General features: G+C 60.9%; 14 protein-coding genes and 1 pseudogene. 6 read left to right on the top strand and 9 right to left on the bottom strand.

Features of this window, described 5'->3' with window-relative positions:
- Window positions 1-5 precede the first annotated feature (5 nt).
- Complete coding sequence (locus AC628_RS02695; RefSeq protein ID WP_245320998.1) at window positions 6-1,070, top strand: adenylate/guanylate cyclase domain-containing protein; 1,065 nt, start codon at window positions 6-8, stop codon at window positions 1,068-1,070.
- A 1,032-nt stretch (window positions 1,071-2,102) separates the two neighbouring features.
- On the opposite strand, the gene AC628_RS02700 is transcribed toward AC628_RS02695, so the two are convergent.
- The 4 genes from AC628_RS02700 to AC628_RS02710 all read right to left on the bottom strand — a co-directional run bounded on the left by AC628_RS02700 (window position 2,103) and on the right by AC628_RS02710 (window position 4,388).
- Window positions 2,103-2,528, bottom strand: a complete 426-nt coding sequence (locus tag AC628_RS02700; RefSeq protein WP_210190151.1) for an Mth938-like domain-containing protein — start codon at window positions 2,526-2,528, stop codon at window positions 2,103-2,105.
- Window positions 2,529-2,716: 188 nt separating this feature from the next.
- A complete protein-coding gene (locus tag AC628_RS44695; protein ID WP_210190152.1) occupies window positions 2,717-2,890 on the bottom strand; it encodes a hypothetical protein in 174 nt (57 codons plus the stop codon).
- A gap of 160 nt (window positions 2,891-3,050) precedes the next feature.
- Window positions 3,051-3,269 (bottom strand): hypothetical protein, encoded by a 219-nt coding sequence (locus tag AC628_RS44700; RefSeq protein WP_210190153.1) that lies wholly within the window; start codon window positions 3,267-3,269, stop codon window positions 3,051-3,053.
- 669 nt (window positions 3,270-3,938) lie between these two features.
- Entirely contained in the window at window positions 3,939-4,388 is a 450-nt protein-coding gene (locus AC628_RS02710) for a YbhB/YbcL family Raf kinase inhibitor-like protein (RefSeq protein ID WP_074125234.1), read from the bottom strand.
- A 205-nt stretch (window positions 4,389-4,593) separates the two neighbouring features.
- Between AC628_RS02710 and AC628_RS02715 the strand changes: the two genes are divergently transcribed.
- Window positions 4,594-5,601 (top strand): ribonuclease Z, encoded by a 1,008-nt coding sequence (locus AC628_RS02715; RefSeq protein ID WP_074125216.1) that lies wholly within the window; start codon window positions 4,594-4,596, stop codon window positions 5,599-5,601.
- Window positions 5,602-5,745: 144 nt separating this feature from the next.
- On the opposite strand, the gene AC628_RS02720 is transcribed toward AC628_RS02715, so the two are convergent.
- Window positions 5,746-6,696, bottom strand: coding sequence for an oxygenase MpaB family protein (locus tag AC628_RS02720; RefSeq protein WP_074125217.1), 951 nt, complete (start codon window positions 6,694-6,696; stop codon window positions 5,746-5,748).
- Window positions 6,697-7,029: 333 nt separating this feature from the next.
- Between AC628_RS02720 and AC628_RS02725 the strand changes: the two genes are divergently transcribed.
- From AC628_RS02725 to AC628_RS02745, 4 genes and pseudogenes are all read left to right on the top strand, one after another.
- The gene (locus AC628_RS02725) at window positions 7,030-8,628 is read left to right on the top strand and encodes an FAD-binding oxidoreductase (protein ID WP_074125218.1); all 1,599 of its coding nucleotides are present in this window, start codon (window positions 7,030-7,032) and stop codon (window positions 8,626-8,628) included.
- A gap of 4 nt (window positions 8,629-8,632) precedes the next feature.
- Window positions 8,633-9,362 (top strand): annotated as a pseudogene (locus AC628_RS02730) (SDR family oxidoreductase).
- A 719-nt stretch (window positions 9,363-10,081) separates the two neighbouring features.
- Window positions 10,082-10,348, top strand: a complete 267-nt coding sequence (locus AC628_RS02740; RefSeq protein WP_074125220.1) for a hypothetical protein — start codon at window positions 10,082-10,084, stop codon at window positions 10,346-10,348.
- Window positions 10,349-11,052: 704 nt separating this feature from the next.
- On the top strand, window positions 11,053-12,480 hold the full coding sequence (locus AC628_RS02745) for a hypothetical protein (RefSeq protein ID WP_074125221.1): 1,428 nt from the start codon (window positions 11,053-11,055) through the stop codon (window positions 12,478-12,480).
- 142 nt (window positions 12,481-12,622) lie between these two features.
- Here the strand turns inward: AC628_RS02745 and AC628_RS02750 are convergent, their stop codons facing one another.
- The 4 genes from AC628_RS02750 to AC628_RS02760 all read right to left on the bottom strand — a co-directional run bounded on the left by AC628_RS02750 (window position 12,623) and on the right by AC628_RS02760 (window position 15,348).
- A complete protein-coding gene (locus AC628_RS02750; RefSeq protein WP_349510099.1) occupies window positions 12,623-13,303 on the bottom strand; it encodes a glycosyltransferase family protein in 681 nt (226 codons plus the stop codon).
- 16 nt (window positions 13,304-13,319) lie between these two features.
- On the bottom strand, window positions 13,320-13,625 hold the full coding sequence (locus AC628_RS45940; protein WP_349510100.1) for a glycosyltransferase: 306 nt from the start codon (window positions 13,623-13,625) through the stop codon (window positions 13,320-13,322).
- 44 nt (window positions 13,626-13,669) lie between these two features.
- Window positions 13,670-14,509 carry a universal stress protein gene (locus AC628_RS02755; RefSeq protein ID WP_074125222.1) on the bottom strand — a complete coding sequence of 280 codons (840 nt, stop codon included), beginning with the start codon at window positions 14,507-14,509 and terminating at the stop codon, window positions 13,670-13,672.
- Between the two features lie 416 nt (window positions 14,510-14,925).
- A complete protein-coding gene (locus tag AC628_RS02760; protein WP_074125223.1) occupies window positions 14,926-15,348 on the bottom strand; it encodes a hypothetical protein in 423 nt (140 codons plus the stop codon).
- Between the last annotated feature and the right edge of the window lie 336 nt (window positions 15,349-15,684).

A 15,684-nucleotide genomic window follows, 5' to 3' on the forward strand; every position in this document is an offset into this window, starting at 1 on the left:
CGCCCGTGATCCTCGTCGTCGATGATAACGAGGACAATCGTTATCTGCTCGTACGTCGATTGCGACGGTTGGGTTATGAGGCCCTGCTGACTGCCGAGGATGGCGTCGAGGCCATGGCGGTTCTTTCCGGGCATCCGGTGGACCTCATGCTCCTTGATGTCATGATGCCGGGGATGAACGGGCACGAGGTATTGCGGCAGCTCAAGGCGCACCCCGCGTTACGGGAGGTTCGCGTCATCATGATTTCGGCCCTGGATGACGTCGATAGTGTGGTCCACGGCATCGAACTCGGCGCCGACGACTATCTTCTCAAGCCGTTTAACCCCGTGATTCTCGGTGCACGCGTGGGTGCGTGTCTTGAAAAGAAGCGCCTGCGTGACCGGGAAGCCCATTACCTGGAAGAGATCCAACGTGAGAGGCGCCGCGCGGACGAGATGCTGGAGGCGATTCTGCCGGCAAGCGCGCTGGCCGAGTTGAAGGCGACGAACGAGGTCAAGCCCCGCCGCGTTGAAAATGTGACGGTCCTGTTCAGCGATATCGTTGGATTCACACACTACTGCGACAACCATCCCGCGGAGCAGGTGGTCTCCGAGCTTCGGGGCCTTGTAGATGCGTTCGAGGATATCGTCGACGCGAACGCAATGGAGAAGATCAAGACCATCGGGGATGCATTCTTTGCCACCGCCGGGCTGCTCAAACCGATGCAAGACGGCGTGCGGGCGGCCGTGCACTGTGCGAGGGCAATGATCGAAACCGCGCAGAGGCTCGAGCCGGGCTGGACCGTCCGGGTCGGAATTCATAGCGGACCGGTCATCGCCGGCATCATGGGCCGGCACCAGTACATGTTCGACTTGTGGGGGGACACGGTCAACACCGCGGCCCGCATCACCGCGCATGCCGATGGAGGATCGATCTTCATGAGTGCCACGGCTTGGGCCCAGGTTCGTCATTGCTGCGCAGGCCGAAGCCGCGGCTTCGCGGAGCTGAAAGGAAAGGGAGTCCTCGAACTGTTCGAATGCCAAGGCCTTCAGGCAGTCCCTCCAAATCGCGTGGGGCCGGGGTATTCATAAGTCAGACTCCGTGTGCGGGTTCCTACAGGCAACCCGCGAACAAAGAGAGGCGCTTCTTGGTGCGGTGACCTCTGTCGGTAAAGATAGAGGTGGTGAACCCACCGGAATCTCTGGTGGGCCCGGTAGGACTCGAGCCTGCAACCAGACCGTTATGAGCGGCAGATCACTCGGCCGTTTCTTGGAGCTTGCTCGAATTGCCGCTGTTGGGCTCAAGCACGCTCAAATTGGCCCATGATGGATTGGGACGAGAGTTCAATATTTTCAGCTGGTTAGAGGGCGGCGTGTGCACGGCGTGTGCACCGGCAGATCGAGAAAAATATTGCGACAGCCAACGTGAGCAGGCCCTTTGAGTCAGACAGGGCCGCCTCTGGTTGGGGCACGTGCACGGCCAAGATTTCCGAGGGCGGGGAGATAGGGGAGTGCTGACGAACAGTCTTAAGTGTCGGAGGCGCCGCGCTCGCCGCCGGGTTGAAGGCAGGCGTGGATCCCGCGCAGGTCCCTGAGCGTGTTGTAGCCGCCCAACGAACTTTCCATCTTCACGCACACACCGACGGACGTCGTTCGTTGGAGGAGAGGTTCAAGCGGATTTTGGCTGCTTTCGATAGTGGGCTAGAACTCAACGAATTGGCTCGTCAGGGCCGCCGAACAGAATGCATCGCGGACCTGCCTAGAGGGGTTGTCCGCAAGTCCGCGCCTGGCGAAGGCTCGCAGCATTGATTACCCACCACCAGCACCCAGATCACTCTATGTCCGAAGGCGGCTCCGGCATTCTTGGAGAGTGAAGGAAGCACCCTCAGATTCGTTCGATCACGAAATCTCTTGGTTGCGCGTGCAACCGTGCAACGAGGCGGGGCTCAAAATGAGGTTGACCGCACTTGCTTTAGGAGGTGCCGCAACGCCTCGCAATTCTACGGGTTACTGGCGTGATAGCTCCGCCGTTCGCACGTCAATCCTTCTCACCCCAACCAGCGTTGCCTAAAGCTCACGTCCGGTCAGAATCATCTGAGAGGTAAAAACGGCTGGGTCAACAGGTCACGTGAAAGAGCCGATCCTTCTTGCGCGCGATCTGTTGAACATTTCGATCGCCTCGGGTGTCGGCTTTAACAGGACCTTGCAGCCCTTTCTCTCGAAAAAGGCTTCAGCCTCGGGCGACAGGTGCACGTTGCCAAACTGACCCGAGCCAATGAGGACCTGGTCGCACCCCTTCTCGAAGAGAAACTTTGCCTCGTCTTCTGAAAGCACGTGCGAGGTACCGTAGAGGTTCTTTGATAGCTTCTTTTTCCGCTTCACAATCTCGCCGGAAAGACGAACGACGACATCGTGCTCATAGGTTTTTCCGTCAATCGTAATCGTGCCAAATGTGGTGCTGTCAATCTTCATCGTGACTTCCTCCCAATCGGAGTCATACTCCAACACGCGGCAGTAAGGCGCCTCGACGCCGCCATCATCCTTGCTCAAGCGCGTTCCCGCCTGCCGATCCTGATCAGGACGCGCCGCTGCCCCCAGCTGCCCGGGCGTGCCTCGAACAAGCCAGGGATTGCGGTGGAGCAAATTGCGCAGCGGCCTTCCTCAGTGAGCCGCCAAGCGGTGATGTCGTACCAATCTCGGCCGATAATCTGCGCACCACAGCCCGGGCAGTACGTGCTTTAGCCCGCCTCGTCATGGATATTCCCGGTGTAGACGAAATGCAGCCCGAGCTTGCGGGCGATATCGCGAGCCGTCGCTAGCGTGAAGACCGGCGTACGCGGCAGATCCAGCATCTTGTAGTCAGGGTGGAAGGCGGTGAAATGCAAAGGCACTTCGGGTCCTAGCCTTTTCATCACCCATTCGCTCAGCTTCTTTACCTCCTCTGGGCTGTCTGCGTCCTGGAGTCGGTCGAGCTCGCGCGCTTTGGAGATGTCGCAGTTCTGGCAAAGTTTGCAGGTCAGGTTGCACCCGGCGTACCGAAGGACAGCACCGGTGTTCCGGGCAAATAGTGGTTCAGCGGTTTTTTCTCGATTGGACCGACACAAAATCTGGAGGAGCGGCCGTAGGTCTGAGCACGATGCGGTCATCCTGCCGGCCACGCGCGAAGCACAGGCCGCGCTGACCTTCGTTAAGCCTGCAATAGCGCGGGCGGACATCACACTGGATGCGGCCGTCTTCGAGCAGGTACCAATGGCGGCCGGGAAATCCTTCCAAACGCTCAGGTTCGGTCATAGCATTCGTCGTGTGGATCACTGGGCCAACCCCAGTCGTTGCCGACGGCGTGATTGCGAAGTCGCAGAGCTCGGTAAAGGCCTGACCTAGCAGTCGCAGCATCCACGCACAATACTACGGCTGGCCGGCAGAAGAACGCAGTGCAACAAAGCCGTCAGGCTGCGCGACGGCGCGTTCGACATCGACGCAGCTACCTCCTCGCATCTCACAAGCGCGATCGAGGTAGTCGAACTGCTAAATGTCGGCGTCATCTATCCCAAAATAATCGCCCATCGGTCTGTGGCGGCAACTGACGTTCTCGGCTTCACGGTCGCCTGCTGTTTCAAGCGTGCGCCGCCTGAGGTATTGTTAGTATAAGGAAACTGCCATGACGACTACGCGCTCGGGCTGGGACTTGCGACGCGTACCAAGGCGCTCACTATCGAAGCTGAGGACGCATTGCTCGCAGCTCTCAAGATGAAGCTTGAGAACCCCGAAGCACTCATCACATACGTCCGCAAGTCGAATCGGCGTGGTGTTCGTCGTCATCCACGTGACTCGCTGCAGAACAAGAAAATGGCCTAGCATTCCATTGGCTGCGGCCGTGCCGCGACGGTGGTATATGGAAAGACGGCAAATGGTCAGGTTGTACTGAGCCTTGGAAAGTGGCCCGAGCGCCTCCCGTCGTCACTATCTCTCATACCAGCCGACGAGAGTTGCCTTCGCGATTAAGGACTTGCGCGCCTCTCGTTCGATGTCGCGGCAAGACGCGTTGGCCTTTGCCTGAAGCTGGTCGGTCGGGATGGCAATCAGCTGGAAGTGATAATGATGAGGCCCATGGCCACGGGGCGGACACGGGCCGCCATAGCCTACTTTGCGGAAATCATTGACCGCCTGTTTCACATTTTTGTTCCGCGCGGCGCCTTCCGCAAGCTCCGTTAGGACTGCCGGAAGATCGTAAGCCGCCCAATGGCGCCACGTCCCGGCGGGCGCATCTGGATCGTCGCAGAGCAAGACAAAACTTTTGGTTTCCGCCGGCGCATCAGACCATTGCAGAGGCGGTGAGAGGTCTTCTCCGTCGCAGGTGAACCGTCTCGGAATTTGCGCTCCGTCGGCGAAGGCACTTGAAACGAGTTTCATGGCTTCCTCCATCAACTTGCAGGGGACATAGGTTCGGACCTGGGCTCGGGCTTGAGAGTTCCTACGGAGCCGGCGCGACCTCGCCGGATCGGTGCACGAGCGCGACCAGATTGCGGCCGTATAGCTCGATTTTGGCGCGTGCGAAATCCATAAAGTCTGCTTAGATCAGGAAGTCCGTCGGGCAGCTTCGGCAGATTGGCTTGCTATGCGACCGCTTTTTCATCCGAACCTGGTCAATGGCCGCTACGGCGACCCGACGGTATATGTGGAGACGCTGTTCGAGAAGCGCAGCCTGCTGTTCGATATCGGAGAGATTTTTTCGCTCTCGCCGCGGAAGATACGACGCATCGACCAGGTCTTCGTCTCGCACGAGCATATCGATCACTTCGTTGGATTCGACCACCTGCTTCGCTTGCTTGTCGGACACGAGAAGTCTGTGCAGCTCTTTGGTCCATCCGGCTTTACTGAGCGGGTCTTTCACAAGCTTCAGGCCTATCGCTGGAATCTGGTCGAAACCTATTCTAGCGATCTTGTCTTCGTCGTGAACGAACTCGCAGCGGCGAATTCCATCTTGAGCACGCGGTTCAGACTGAGGAGGGCTTTTGTCGCAGAGGCATCAGTCTCTCGCAAAACCCTTGCCGGGGTAATCTGCGACGAACCGACCCATCGCGTGTCAGCCGTGATCCTTGAACACGGTACGCCCTGCCTTGCTTTTGCGCTGCAGGAGGCGGCGCATGTCAATGTCTGGAAGAACCGGTTGTTGGAGCGCGGGCTGCCCGTCGGTCCGTGGTTGCGCTCACTCAAGCAGGCCGTGGTCGAACGGCGCGCGGACGATCATTTGATCAAGATCGATAGATCGGCGGTTTCGGGCAATCGGCTCGTTCCACTTGGGGCCTTGCGTGATCTCCTCACCGTCACGGCCGGACAGAAAGTTGGCTATGTCACCGACGTCGCCGATACGCCGGCCAATCGTGGCGCCATCGTAGCGCTCGTGCAGAACGCGGATATCCTCTTCATCGAAGCGGCGTTTGCAGGAGCGGACGATGCGCTGGCGAGGCACCGGGCTCATCTCACGACCACAGCTGCTGGAGAAATTGCTCGAGAAGCCAATGTGCGCCGCGTCGAGCCGTTTCACTTCTCTCCACGTTATGTCGGGGAGCAGCAGCGGATGGTTGCTGAAGTGATGGCGGCGTTCAGGGGAACTCACTGCTAGAGCTTGCCTGAGGAAGTATATTTGCCTGCTGGACATCTCTATTGGGGCTCGCCGATGAGAAGTGCGTTCTCGATCTGGTGAGATTGGGATCGCGGCAGGCGGCGGTCGGTCGCATCCGAACGTCCGCGGCTGTCCGGGGCAGCTTCACCTGTTCCAGCGGTCATCCAACTGGGGTCGTCCTATCCAGGCCCTGTTCAGGCACCGGGTTGTCCAACCCAGCTGCGGCGTTCCCTGCAGTCGCGCTTGAGCTTCCTGGTAGGGGCCGACGTAGCGAAGCTGGGTCGGTATTTTGGGATAGATGCGTCGTATCCGCGCAACGGCACGCTCTGCGGCCTCCCCGTCACGTTCGTCAAAGGCTAATCCGAAGCCGGTGCGCAATCGGTCCGGCAGCAATTCGGCACTCAGGGTTTGATACCAGCGCGGCGGCCGCAACCATGGTCGTCCACCGGCAAAGATCTGTCGGGCCACCTCGCGCGCGGCGGTGCTGACGGACAATGTGTCCGATTGCATCATCGCCGCGGTGTAGGCCGCGAATGAATCCCAATCCGCCGGCAAGTCGCTCGACCTCAACCCGAACAAAGCCCCAAACAGCCGGCTTTCGGCCCAATAGCGCTCACGCTCTTCGACCGAGAACGGAGGCAGGACCAGGTCGTGGACGACCAGAGCGGTGTCGACGAGGGTCGCGTGAACCCAGCGCAACGCTGCGACCTCGTTGGCGCGGTAGGGCGAGCCGCCCTCGAACGGACCGATTGCTTCGGGCAAGCGGCCGACGATCATGGTATGGCGGTGGTGCAGGTGCCGGGCAGCGGCAAGGGCCGCATCGAGCGAGCCGAACACCATCGTAAACACAACGTCAAAGGTTCGATGGAAGCGACCGATCGGATCCGCGAAGGTCCGCGAGTGCTCGGCCACGGCGGTGGCGACCCAGGGATGTGCCAGCTGAAGCAGCAAGGCACGACCGGCGCCCAAAAAAGTGATGGCTTCTCTGTCGATCCGCCAGGTCATCGAGCCTGGACCGAAAATGCCCTCGGCCGGTCCGGCGGCCCGAGCCCGGACGAAATCGAGAGCGAGCTCAAGGTCGCTTTCGGAAACCAAATGCGCACCTTCCGAAGCAGGCGGGGTTATTCCACTGCTCTGTGCAGTCTATCGCAATTCAGCAAGCCAAAGCTCTCTCAACGTTGTCGCATGATGTCCACCCGCGCGGAATACGGCGACCTGACATTTGGTCGTACCCCATGCGGGTAAGACTGAGCCGGGTGCAGCGGCTGCTGCGGCGCCGTTTGCTGAAGAGCTGCCCCGCCGTCGTCTTTCAAGCTCCCTCTCGAAAGCGTATTGTTTCGATGGAACGAGCTCACTCTGCAGCGCTGTCGTTCAGAGTATCTTGTTCTTCGATTCAAAAACTCTCGAAACGAAACGCGGGGAACGCTCATGACCGGCACAAGGCTGAAACATTACGGCTGGGGACGGGAAGGCGAAGGCATGAGCGCGGAAGAGCGGGCGTTTGTCCTCGGCCGCTACCACGCCAAGTTTGCCGCCCGTGAGTTCGACACGGTCACTGTTCCCGGCCTTGAAGAGCTGTCCTTGCGGGAGCCGCGCGTGGTGCCGCCAGCTTCGCTCACGCCGTTCTGCACGACCGAACGCTACGACCGCGCCGCGCACACTTACGGCAAGTCCTATCCGGACTACGTCAGGGCCATGCTCGGCGATTACGATAGTGCGCCCGATGTCGTGGCCTATCCACGCAACGAGTCGGAGATATCGGCTGTCATGGACTGGGCGGGGTCCGTCGGCGCTTCGCTGACGCCGTTCGGAGGCGGATCGAGCGTGTGCGGTGGCGTCGAGCCGCAGGCCGATGGCACCAAGCACAAGGCGGCGGTCACGCTCGACCTGCGCAATCTCTCCAAGGTCGTCGAAGTCGATCCTCTCTCGCGCGCCGCATTAATCGACGCCGGCACCTATGGTCCGTCGCTGGAAAATCAGCTCAAGCCGCACGGCATCACGTTGCGGCATTTTCCGCAGAGTTTTGAATATTCGACCCTGGGGGGCTGGATCGCGACGCGATCGGGCGGCCACTTCGCCAGTCTCTACACCCATATCGACGATTTCGTCGAAAGCCTGCGCGTCGTGACGCCGGTTGGCGTCGTGGAGACGCGCCGGCTTCCCGGTTCGGGTGCCGGGCCGAGCCCCGACCGCATGTTCATCGGCTCGGAAGGAATTTTAGGCGTGATCTCCCGCGCATGGATGCGATTGCAGCCGCGTCCAAAATTCCGAGCCGGCGCATCGGTTCGCTTTCCCACTTTCTTCGATGCCGCGCGCGCGGTGCGTGCGGTCGCGCAAGCCGGCCTCTATCCCTCCAATTGCCGCATCCTGGACCCGCAGGAGGCGTTCAACACCGGTGCGGCCGATGGCAACTCGGCCATCATGGTGCTGGCATTCGAATCGGGCGATCATCCCCTGGACGCCTGGTTCAAGCGTGCGCTCGAATGCTGCGCCGACCACCGCGGGACACCGGAGCCCGCAGAGGCCGGCGACGCGCATCTCGAAGGCGCGGCAGGCATCTGGCGCAATGCGTTCATTCGCATGCCCTATGCGCGCGAATTCTTGACGCCCGCTGCTATCATCAACGATACGTTCGAGACCGCCATCACCTGGGATCGGTTCGAAAGCTTTCACGATCAGGTCAAGGCGGGAACCGAACGCGCGATTCTGCAAGCGACCGGGGTGAAGGGTGAAGTCACCTGTCGCTTCACCCACGTCTACCCGGATGGGCCCGCGCCCTACTTCTCCTTCCACGCGCGCGGTCGGCACGGTGCGCTGCTCGCGCAGTGGCAGGCCATCAAGGACGCGGCGAGCGACGCGCTGATCGCGGCAGGCGGCACCATCACGCATCACCATGCGGTTGGCCGCGATCACCGGCCCTGGTACGACCGGCAGCGGCCACAGCTTTTTGCCGCCGCGTTGCGGGCCGCCAAGCGTGAACTGGATCCCCGCGGCATGCTCAACCCGGGCGTTCTGATCGATCCTTAGGCGCGTGCCTACGGCGAGAGAATTGGAAAGCAAAATCGCCGCCGGGACCGGCGCCGCGTCAGGCATCGGATTGGCGAGCAGCGAGGCGATGTTGGCGGCTGGTGCGCGCGTGGTGATGGTCGACCGCGACGAGGCGGCGCTGACGGCGCTCAGCAGCAAGCATGGCGACGCCGTGATCCCCCTGGTGATCGACCTGCTCGATCCGAAGGCCTGCGCGACACTGCTGCCGAATATCCTGGAGCAGGCTGGCTAACTCGACATCCTGCATTCCAATGCGGGGACATATGTTGGCGGCGATCTGGTCGATGCCAAAGCGATCGACCGGATGCTGAACCTGAACGTCAACGTCGTGATGAAGAATGTGCGCGACGTGCTGCCGCACATGATCGCGCGCGCACCGGCGATATCGTCGTCACCAGTTCCCTGGGGGCGCATTTTCCGACGCCGTGGCAGCCGGTCTATGCGTCGTCCAAATGGGCAATCAACTGCTTTGTCCAGACCGTACGACGCCAAGTCTTCAAGCTCGGCATTCGCGTGGGCTCGATCTCACCCGGACCCGTCATCAGCGCGCTGCTCGCGGACTGGCCGCCCGAGAAGCTGAAGGAGGCCAAGGAATCCGGAAGTGTCTCCTCAAGGCCAGCGAGGTAGCTGATGTGGTGATGTTCATGCTGACGCGGCCACGCGGCATGACCATTCGCGACACGGTCATGCCGCCCACGAATTTCGACCTCTAGTTTTCGCGGAAATCATGCTCAAGCAAGAAGCTAAAGCGCGATGATGATTGATCCCAATCTCATCGCGCTTGTGCGCACCGGAAGCCCTGATCGTCACGACTGCGAGACCAAAGGGACATCCCATCGGCCCGCATGGACTTCCGAGGGACCCCAAGGGGCCGATAACGAGGGTTGCCGAAAGGCCACAAGCGGACCGATGCGCGCTTGTTTCGGCCCATGACTCCCCATTTCCGTCAATTTTTGATCGCCATATCAGGCGTGGATATTTTTGCCGAAGCGTGGCCAGGGAAGTCACGCGATCTATTCTTCAGTCAGAGTGATTTGCAGAAACGCTAATGAAAAACGCTGCGCTGTTTGCCCTTGGCCTGTTGGCCGCTGGTGTTTGGTTACACGACAGTGCGAGATGTCAGACGTCGCTGGCCCCGCCGCTTTCGCTTGCTCCGCCGCCGCCGTTAAGTGAACAGGGGGCGGCACCTCCGGCCGCCACCAACAGCGTTTGGCCGCCGATGGCGGCACCCAGCGTGTCGCCGCCGCGGGCGGCTGCCAAAAGGTCCGCGCCATCAGCAAAGAGCAATGTTGCGTCGTCACCGCCGACGGACGACGTTCCGCCGCCGGCGGAGACCGCCAAGAGTTCGGTACCACCCCGAGCCGGCAAAGATGTGCCGCCACGGGCGACCGCTGCCGGCGCCCCACCATCTGTTATTGTCAAGGACACGCCGTTGACGTCCGACGACGTTTCGCCAGCACCGGTGATCGACAGGCTGCCGCCGTTGGCCAAGCCGGCTACCGATTACGATGGCTTTAGCGTCGGCATCGTCGACGAGAATGACGCGTCAAGCCTGACGACGCGACCCGTCAGGCCGCGCCCGGCAAAGCAGCCCAAGCTCGATCAAGAAGCGGACCGTGTCTTTGGGCTGCAATCGGTCAATCCTGCGGACGATGACAAACTCAAGGGCAAGCTCACGATTTGCCGCGGCTGCAAGTAGAGGTCGCCGCTCCGGTTGCGTTCGTCTATTGTCCCACCGGACAGGCGGCGCGTTCGGGTGCTCACGCCGCGATTTTCGCAGAGACCGACCTGACGCGGGTCGTCCGCCGCCTCGGGCCCCGCCAGCAACTATTCGTGGGGGCTTCGACGATTGGCGATGAGGCCTGCGTGCGTGGCCCAAGCGTAGATGTGTCTGGTTTGCGCCAAGAGCTGCGCTTTACGCGAGGTCGCATTTTGGGGGCAGAGTACCCCAACCCTCCGAAACTGCCGAAGTCAGTTATGGGTCCAAACGCGACCTTGCGGGGAGGGCAGCTTTTGGGCGCAAAGCGGGCGTTGGCAGGAACGTGAAGGTCTGCCTGGCAACCGTCGACGGGAGATCGGCGACCGTCCAAGTTGACGGATCGCCGATCTCAACTAGCGGCGCTTCAGCCTAGACCAACGCCTCGCTATCCCAGATGCCACCTTCATGCAGGCGTCGGCCATCATGTCTCGCAGACGCGCGCACTGACAGGAAAGTGAAGGCGCCGAGAGCGCGCAGTGCTCGCCGATTGTCTTGCAGAGCGTTTTGGTCTGGCAAGAGGCTGGGTTAGCATTCGAGCTTCATTTCAGTGGGAGGCGGTGGTGCGGTCGGAGCGCGAAGCTCCAGCGCGTACAACGGGCGGAGCGGCCTCCCTGGGCGGCGTCGGGTCCCCGTGGCCATGGACCATGCTGGCGTGGACCGCGCTGCTGGTGGTGATCGTCGCGTCGTCCAGGCCCGCGGTCCCGGTCATCTGGGGCGACACGCCATCCTTCGTGGAATCTGCTTTTCGTACGCTCGAGGCTGGACAGCCGACGGTGGCGGGTGGGCGCGATCCGGGCTACCCGGCGTTGCTGGGCGTGACGTTCGCGTTCGGAGGCGACCTCGGCACGGTGGTGCGCCTGCAGCAGGCGGCGTGGACCATCCTGATCCTGGCGCTCGCAGCAACCGCGCAGGCGACGACGCGCAACGCCGGTGGGCTCGTGCCGATCATCCTCGTGGCGACGTATCCGGGCCTGCTGCTGTTCAGGAATGTCGTCACCTCGGAGCTTCTCTTTGCGGTCTTCCTCAATCTCGCAACGGCCGGATTGCTCGTTGCCACCTGCGTCGACAAAACGGCGCGGTGCTACGCGGTCGCTGCCGCTGTCTTATGTGCGGCGCTCGCGGCGTGCTTCAGGTCGCAAGGAGTCCTGGTCCCGATCGTCGCCGTCCTGGTGGGCGCGATCCTCGCCCGCCCAGACACGTCTGCGCGCCTTGCCGTGATTGCCGTGTCCGTCGGGGCGGCGTTGGGGCTCCTCGCCACCGGTTCCCGGTTCGGGGCTTCCAACTCCGATCAAGCCTCCATCGTGTTCGTCCCCAAGACATTGTTCTGCAATCACCTGAACATCGTGCTCGCAAGCGATGCAGCGCGACGCGAGATCGCGTCGGCGGCCGGAGACCGCGCCGACGCCACGATGGCGCGGCTTGTCGCCGACTTCACGGCGGAGCCGGGTCGGTGGCCGGCACTCGGGTTTTTCGGTGACGCGTGCCTCTTCGACACTGCACTGGATCGAGACGTCGCCAGCGATGCCGGAAATGCCGACGGCGCGGCGAGAGCCTATCGGCGCATCTTCCTGGCCGCCGTGCGCGACCGGCCGCTGGCCTACGCGGGCAAGGTCGCCCGTCAGATGGCCTATGGGGCCACGGTCGCATGGCCGGTTTACGGACTCGAACCTGCCATCCCGGTGTCGACCGACGATGTGCCGCACGTGTCCGACATCATGACGCGGCACGGCCGGGCGGCTCAGCCGATCGATCTGCAAGGTGGACCAGTTCGGATCGGCCTGCTGTCTGATTTCCCAGTCATCTCCGCCTATCTGTTCAGGACCTTGTCCATCGCGTTCGTCATCGCCGTAATATATTGGATGGTGACCGCCGTGTGGCGTTGGCGCCCCGGGTTCTCAGCGCGCGGAGCTATCGTCATCGTGATGTGGGCGGCCTCGATCGGGACCGCCGCCGGCGCCCACACCCTCGACGTCTGGCGATACCTAATTCCCGCAGTGCCGATGGTCGGCCTCATGCTGGCCCTTTTTACTGTCGAACTGATCGAAATTATCTCATGCCTGCGGAGGGGCTAAGCGCATCATTCGCAAGCTCCTGTGCGCAGAAAATGCGAGCGCATCGCTCCAGCACCGCAATGTTGGCAGCCTCCTGAACCTGTGAGCGGTCAGAAGAAATCCGTCCTTACGGAGCAAGCTCAAGACGAGTGAACGACATCTCTTATTCCGGAGGCCGCAAGGCCAAATAAGCGAGCCGCCGTAACTCGCGACGGCCACGCACGACAGTGTCGAGAATCATTCCACTGAAGAAGCTAAGGAAGGCGAGTATCATGAGTCCTGTCGAAAGAACCGCGGTTGGCAAACGCGGCACTAAGCCGATCTCAGCATACGTGACGGCAAGAGGCACCGCGATCACGATCGAAACGAACCCGAGCAACGTGCCAATTATACCGAAAAAAAGCATCGGTCTTTCAATTCGAAACAGCGTCAGGATGGTCAACAGGATGCGACAGCCGTCGCGGAACGGGGAGAGCTTGGACTTCGAACCTTCCGGCCGTACTTTGTAAGCAGTCCCGATCTCGGCCACTGGCATGTGCAACCCCAGAGCATGGATGCTGATCTCCGTCTCTACCTCAAAACCTTCCGAGAGGGCGGGGAAGCTTTTTACGAACCGGCGCGAGAATACGCGATAGCCCGAGAGGACATCGCTGAACGAGCGACCGAAGATATGCGACAACATTCCATTGAGGATCGCATTGCCGAGGCGATGACCTGGCCTAAAGGCGGCGGCGTCAGCGACCGCACTTCGCACACCTACCACCATGTCCAGCTGGCGTTCGATCAACTCCTGTATCATCGTCGGTGCAGCCGCTGCGTCATAGGTCGCATCGCCGTCGGCCATCACATAGACATCGGCATCAATGTCCGCAAAACTCCGGCGGACGACGTCCCTTTCCTGGCGTCAGTTCGGTTCGAACTATCGCGCCAGCAGCACGAGCCACATTCACGGTATTATCGGTCGAATTGTTATCGAAGACATAAATGGCAGCGTGGGGCAAAGCCGCACGAAATGCTGTTACCGTGGCGCCGACGGCCGCCTCTTCATTGCGACAAGGGAGGATTACCGCCACACTTTGTTGCTTCATAGCCGACCCTAGAGCCTGCACCCCGTGCTCAAACCGACAGTAAATCGAAGCTTCCGCGGGCCGGTGCAGGCATCCCATATAGCTTCTCGCAAAGACAGACGGAGCGAATTGTACGCGCAGTTCTAATGCGCCATCAGGACGGGCAAATCCGCGTGTTCCATGATATAATTCGTCGCGCCGCCGAATATCATTTGCCGCAGCCTGTTGCGGGTAAAGGCTCCTTTTATCAACAGATCGCAGCCTTGCGCTCTGGCGGCATCAAGAACCGCCTCACCGGTGCCGCGGTCTTCCAGTTCAATGCTCACTAGGTTGGTCGCAATGTCGTTGTACAGCAATTGTCGGACAATGTGATCGGCAGATGGGCCTGGTACCGCTTGTCCGGCAATCACGGTCAGCACCGTTACCCGTTCTGCCAGACGAAGCAGCGGCATGGCAAAAGCGTTGACCCGAGCCTGCTCGGTACTACCGTTCCAGTGGATCACAATGTTTGTCGCGATGCTTCTCGGCGCGTCTGGTGGCGCCAGTAGAACGGGTCTACCGCTCTCAAACAGCGCGGATTCAATGGCGCGCCGGTGAGGGCCGGCAGCATCAACGTCGGACCGTGGCATTACAATGACGTCGAAAGCTCGCCCATAACTTCCAACAAAGTCTTCACCCTCAGGCGCGGTTTCCAGCCAGCCGAAGCATGGTCGGCTCGCGCGCGCAGTGGCTGGAGGAATATCGTGCTTTAGCATGAACGCTTCGAACAAACGATGCAGTTCGGCTAACTCTTCCTGGCTCTTCGCAAGGTAAGAATCCAAAGGGATGCCGGTGGCTAATTCTGCGACTAAATATGGAGGGATACCGAACCGGAGCGGAAAGCCTTCGATGTAGGCGCCGGTACGTTGCGCGAGGCGTGCGGCGGCCTCGAGTGTGGATGCCATGGTCGCAATGTTTTGGATCGGGACCAAGATCGTCTTCATTCTCAACCCCCGTGTTTCAGGTGAACATTGACTTACAACGTCTCGTTGCCCTTGGCGGCTAACGGCTTGCGACTGAGGCCGATAGAATTCTCCGGTCGCGGTGCAGATCGTTATCAAAATGCCGAGCGATTAGCCCTCCATGTTAGCACTGCCCGGCGGGCTGTTCGACATCGGGCAAAACACGATCACGTCGCCAGCGAGCAAGCCGGCGAACGCCAGTCCGCGCTTTCGTGGGTTACGATCCACGTAATCCTGCAAGCTGCTGCACTTCTGGGCGTTCTTAACGCGCGCGGAAGGTGAGGCCGGCGCGCTCCTGCAGACGCTCGCGCGCGGACAGTTTCCGGGCCGGTTGGCATGTCCCAAACGGGGCCATGAGCCGACGTCGCTCCAATCCCGCGCGATACTTATCAGGCTTCTTAGCGGCCATAAGGGAAGCAGCGGTGACGATCGAGTGTGAGACCGAAATGCGCTCCCAGCGCAGCGATAGCCGCTTCCTGCTCAGGATAAGGATCGGCATTGGATGCGGCAACGATGATGATCCGGAACTTGCCGCGATCCTTGCCACCCGGTGGCAGCATCGCTGTAGCCAGTGCATTGCCCTCCCTGTCGCGCAACGTGAGGAAAACCGGCATCTCTCGTCGTACATGGGCCTCGAGGCCGATGTCGCGCTCGATCGCGTTGGGCCGCTCCGGACGCCAGGACTGGAGTGCCTTCTCCCGCTCGTTGCGGAAATATCTCTCGACTGTGTGGTTCATCAGGCGCGACTCATGCGCCGCTTCACCTTCCGTCTCGATACGGAACCAGGTCTTACCCTTCGGTGCGTCGCAAACATACTGCATTTCGCTCGTCCTGCGATCGCCACGATTCTAGGGCGTCGGGCCTGCAAAGCCAACATGAGAGTCGCACCCGTGAATAACGCTGCACAATCGTATAATTGGAAGTTTGGCTGCAGCACCGCGCGACTATTGCCTGAGAGGCGATGGCAGAGCTCCGATCTGATGCGGCTTCGCAAGGCGGTCCGGTACGTCCAGCCTAGTAAATCTGTTCACTGAAACGTCCGCTGCGGGTGTGCGCCGTGAGAAGGCGGCGCTTTCCAGTGGGTGCAAACCCCACCCGGCAAACGCTCCAGCCGGAAGCAATCGGAGCAGTCATGGAGGTAACGAAGTGGCTGAAGC

Origin of the sequence: Bradyrhizobium sp. NAS96.2, from assembly GCF_001908235.1 — a bacterium.
In the GTDB taxonomy this organism is placed as follows: Bacteria; Pseudomonadota; Alphaproteobacteria; order Rhizobiales; family Xanthobacteraceae; genus Bradyrhizobium.

Excerpts from the sequence above, each read along its gene's own strand:
- AC628_RS44695 (WP_210190152.1), bottom strand. The coding sequence starts at position 2,890 with ATGAAAAGGCTAGGACCCGAAGTGCCTTTGCATTTCACCGCCTTCCAC.
- AC628_RS44700 (WP_210190153.1), bottom strand. The coding sequence starts at position 3,269 with ATGACCGAACCTGAGCGTTTGGAAGGATTTCCCGGCCGCCATTGGTAC.
- AC628_RS02710 (WP_074125234.1), bottom strand. The coding sequence starts at position 4,388 with ATGAAACTCGTTTCAAGTGCCTTCGCCGACGGAGCGCAAATTCCGAGA.
- AC628_RS02715 (WP_074125216.1), top strand. The coding sequence starts at position 4,594 with ATGCGACCGCTTTTTCATCCGAACCTGGTCAATGGCCGCTACGGCGAC.
- AC628_RS02725 (WP_074125218.1), top strand. The coding sequence starts at position 7,030 with ATGACCGGCACAAGGCTGAAACATTACGGCTGGGGACGGGAAGGCGAA.
- AC628_RS02745 (WP_074125221.1), top strand. The coding sequence starts at position 11,053 with ATGCTGGCGTGGACCGCGCTGCTGGTGGTGATCGTCGCGTCGTCCAGG.
- AC628_RS02750 (WP_349510099.1), bottom strand. The coding sequence starts at position 13,303 with ATGGCCGACGGCGATGCGACCTATGACGCAGCGGCTGCACCGACGATG.
- AC628_RS45940 (WP_349510100.1), bottom strand. The coding sequence starts at position 13,625 with ATGGGATGCCTGCACCGGCCCGCGGAAGCTTCGATTTACTGTCGGTTT.
- AC628_RS02755 (WP_074125222.1), bottom strand. The coding sequence starts at position 14,509 with ATGAAGACGATCTTGGTCCCGATCCAAAACATTGCGACCATGGCATCC.
- AC628_RS02760 (WP_074125223.1), bottom strand. The coding sequence starts at position 15,348 with ATGCAGTATGTTTGCGACGCACCGAAGGGTAAGACCTGGTTCCGTATC.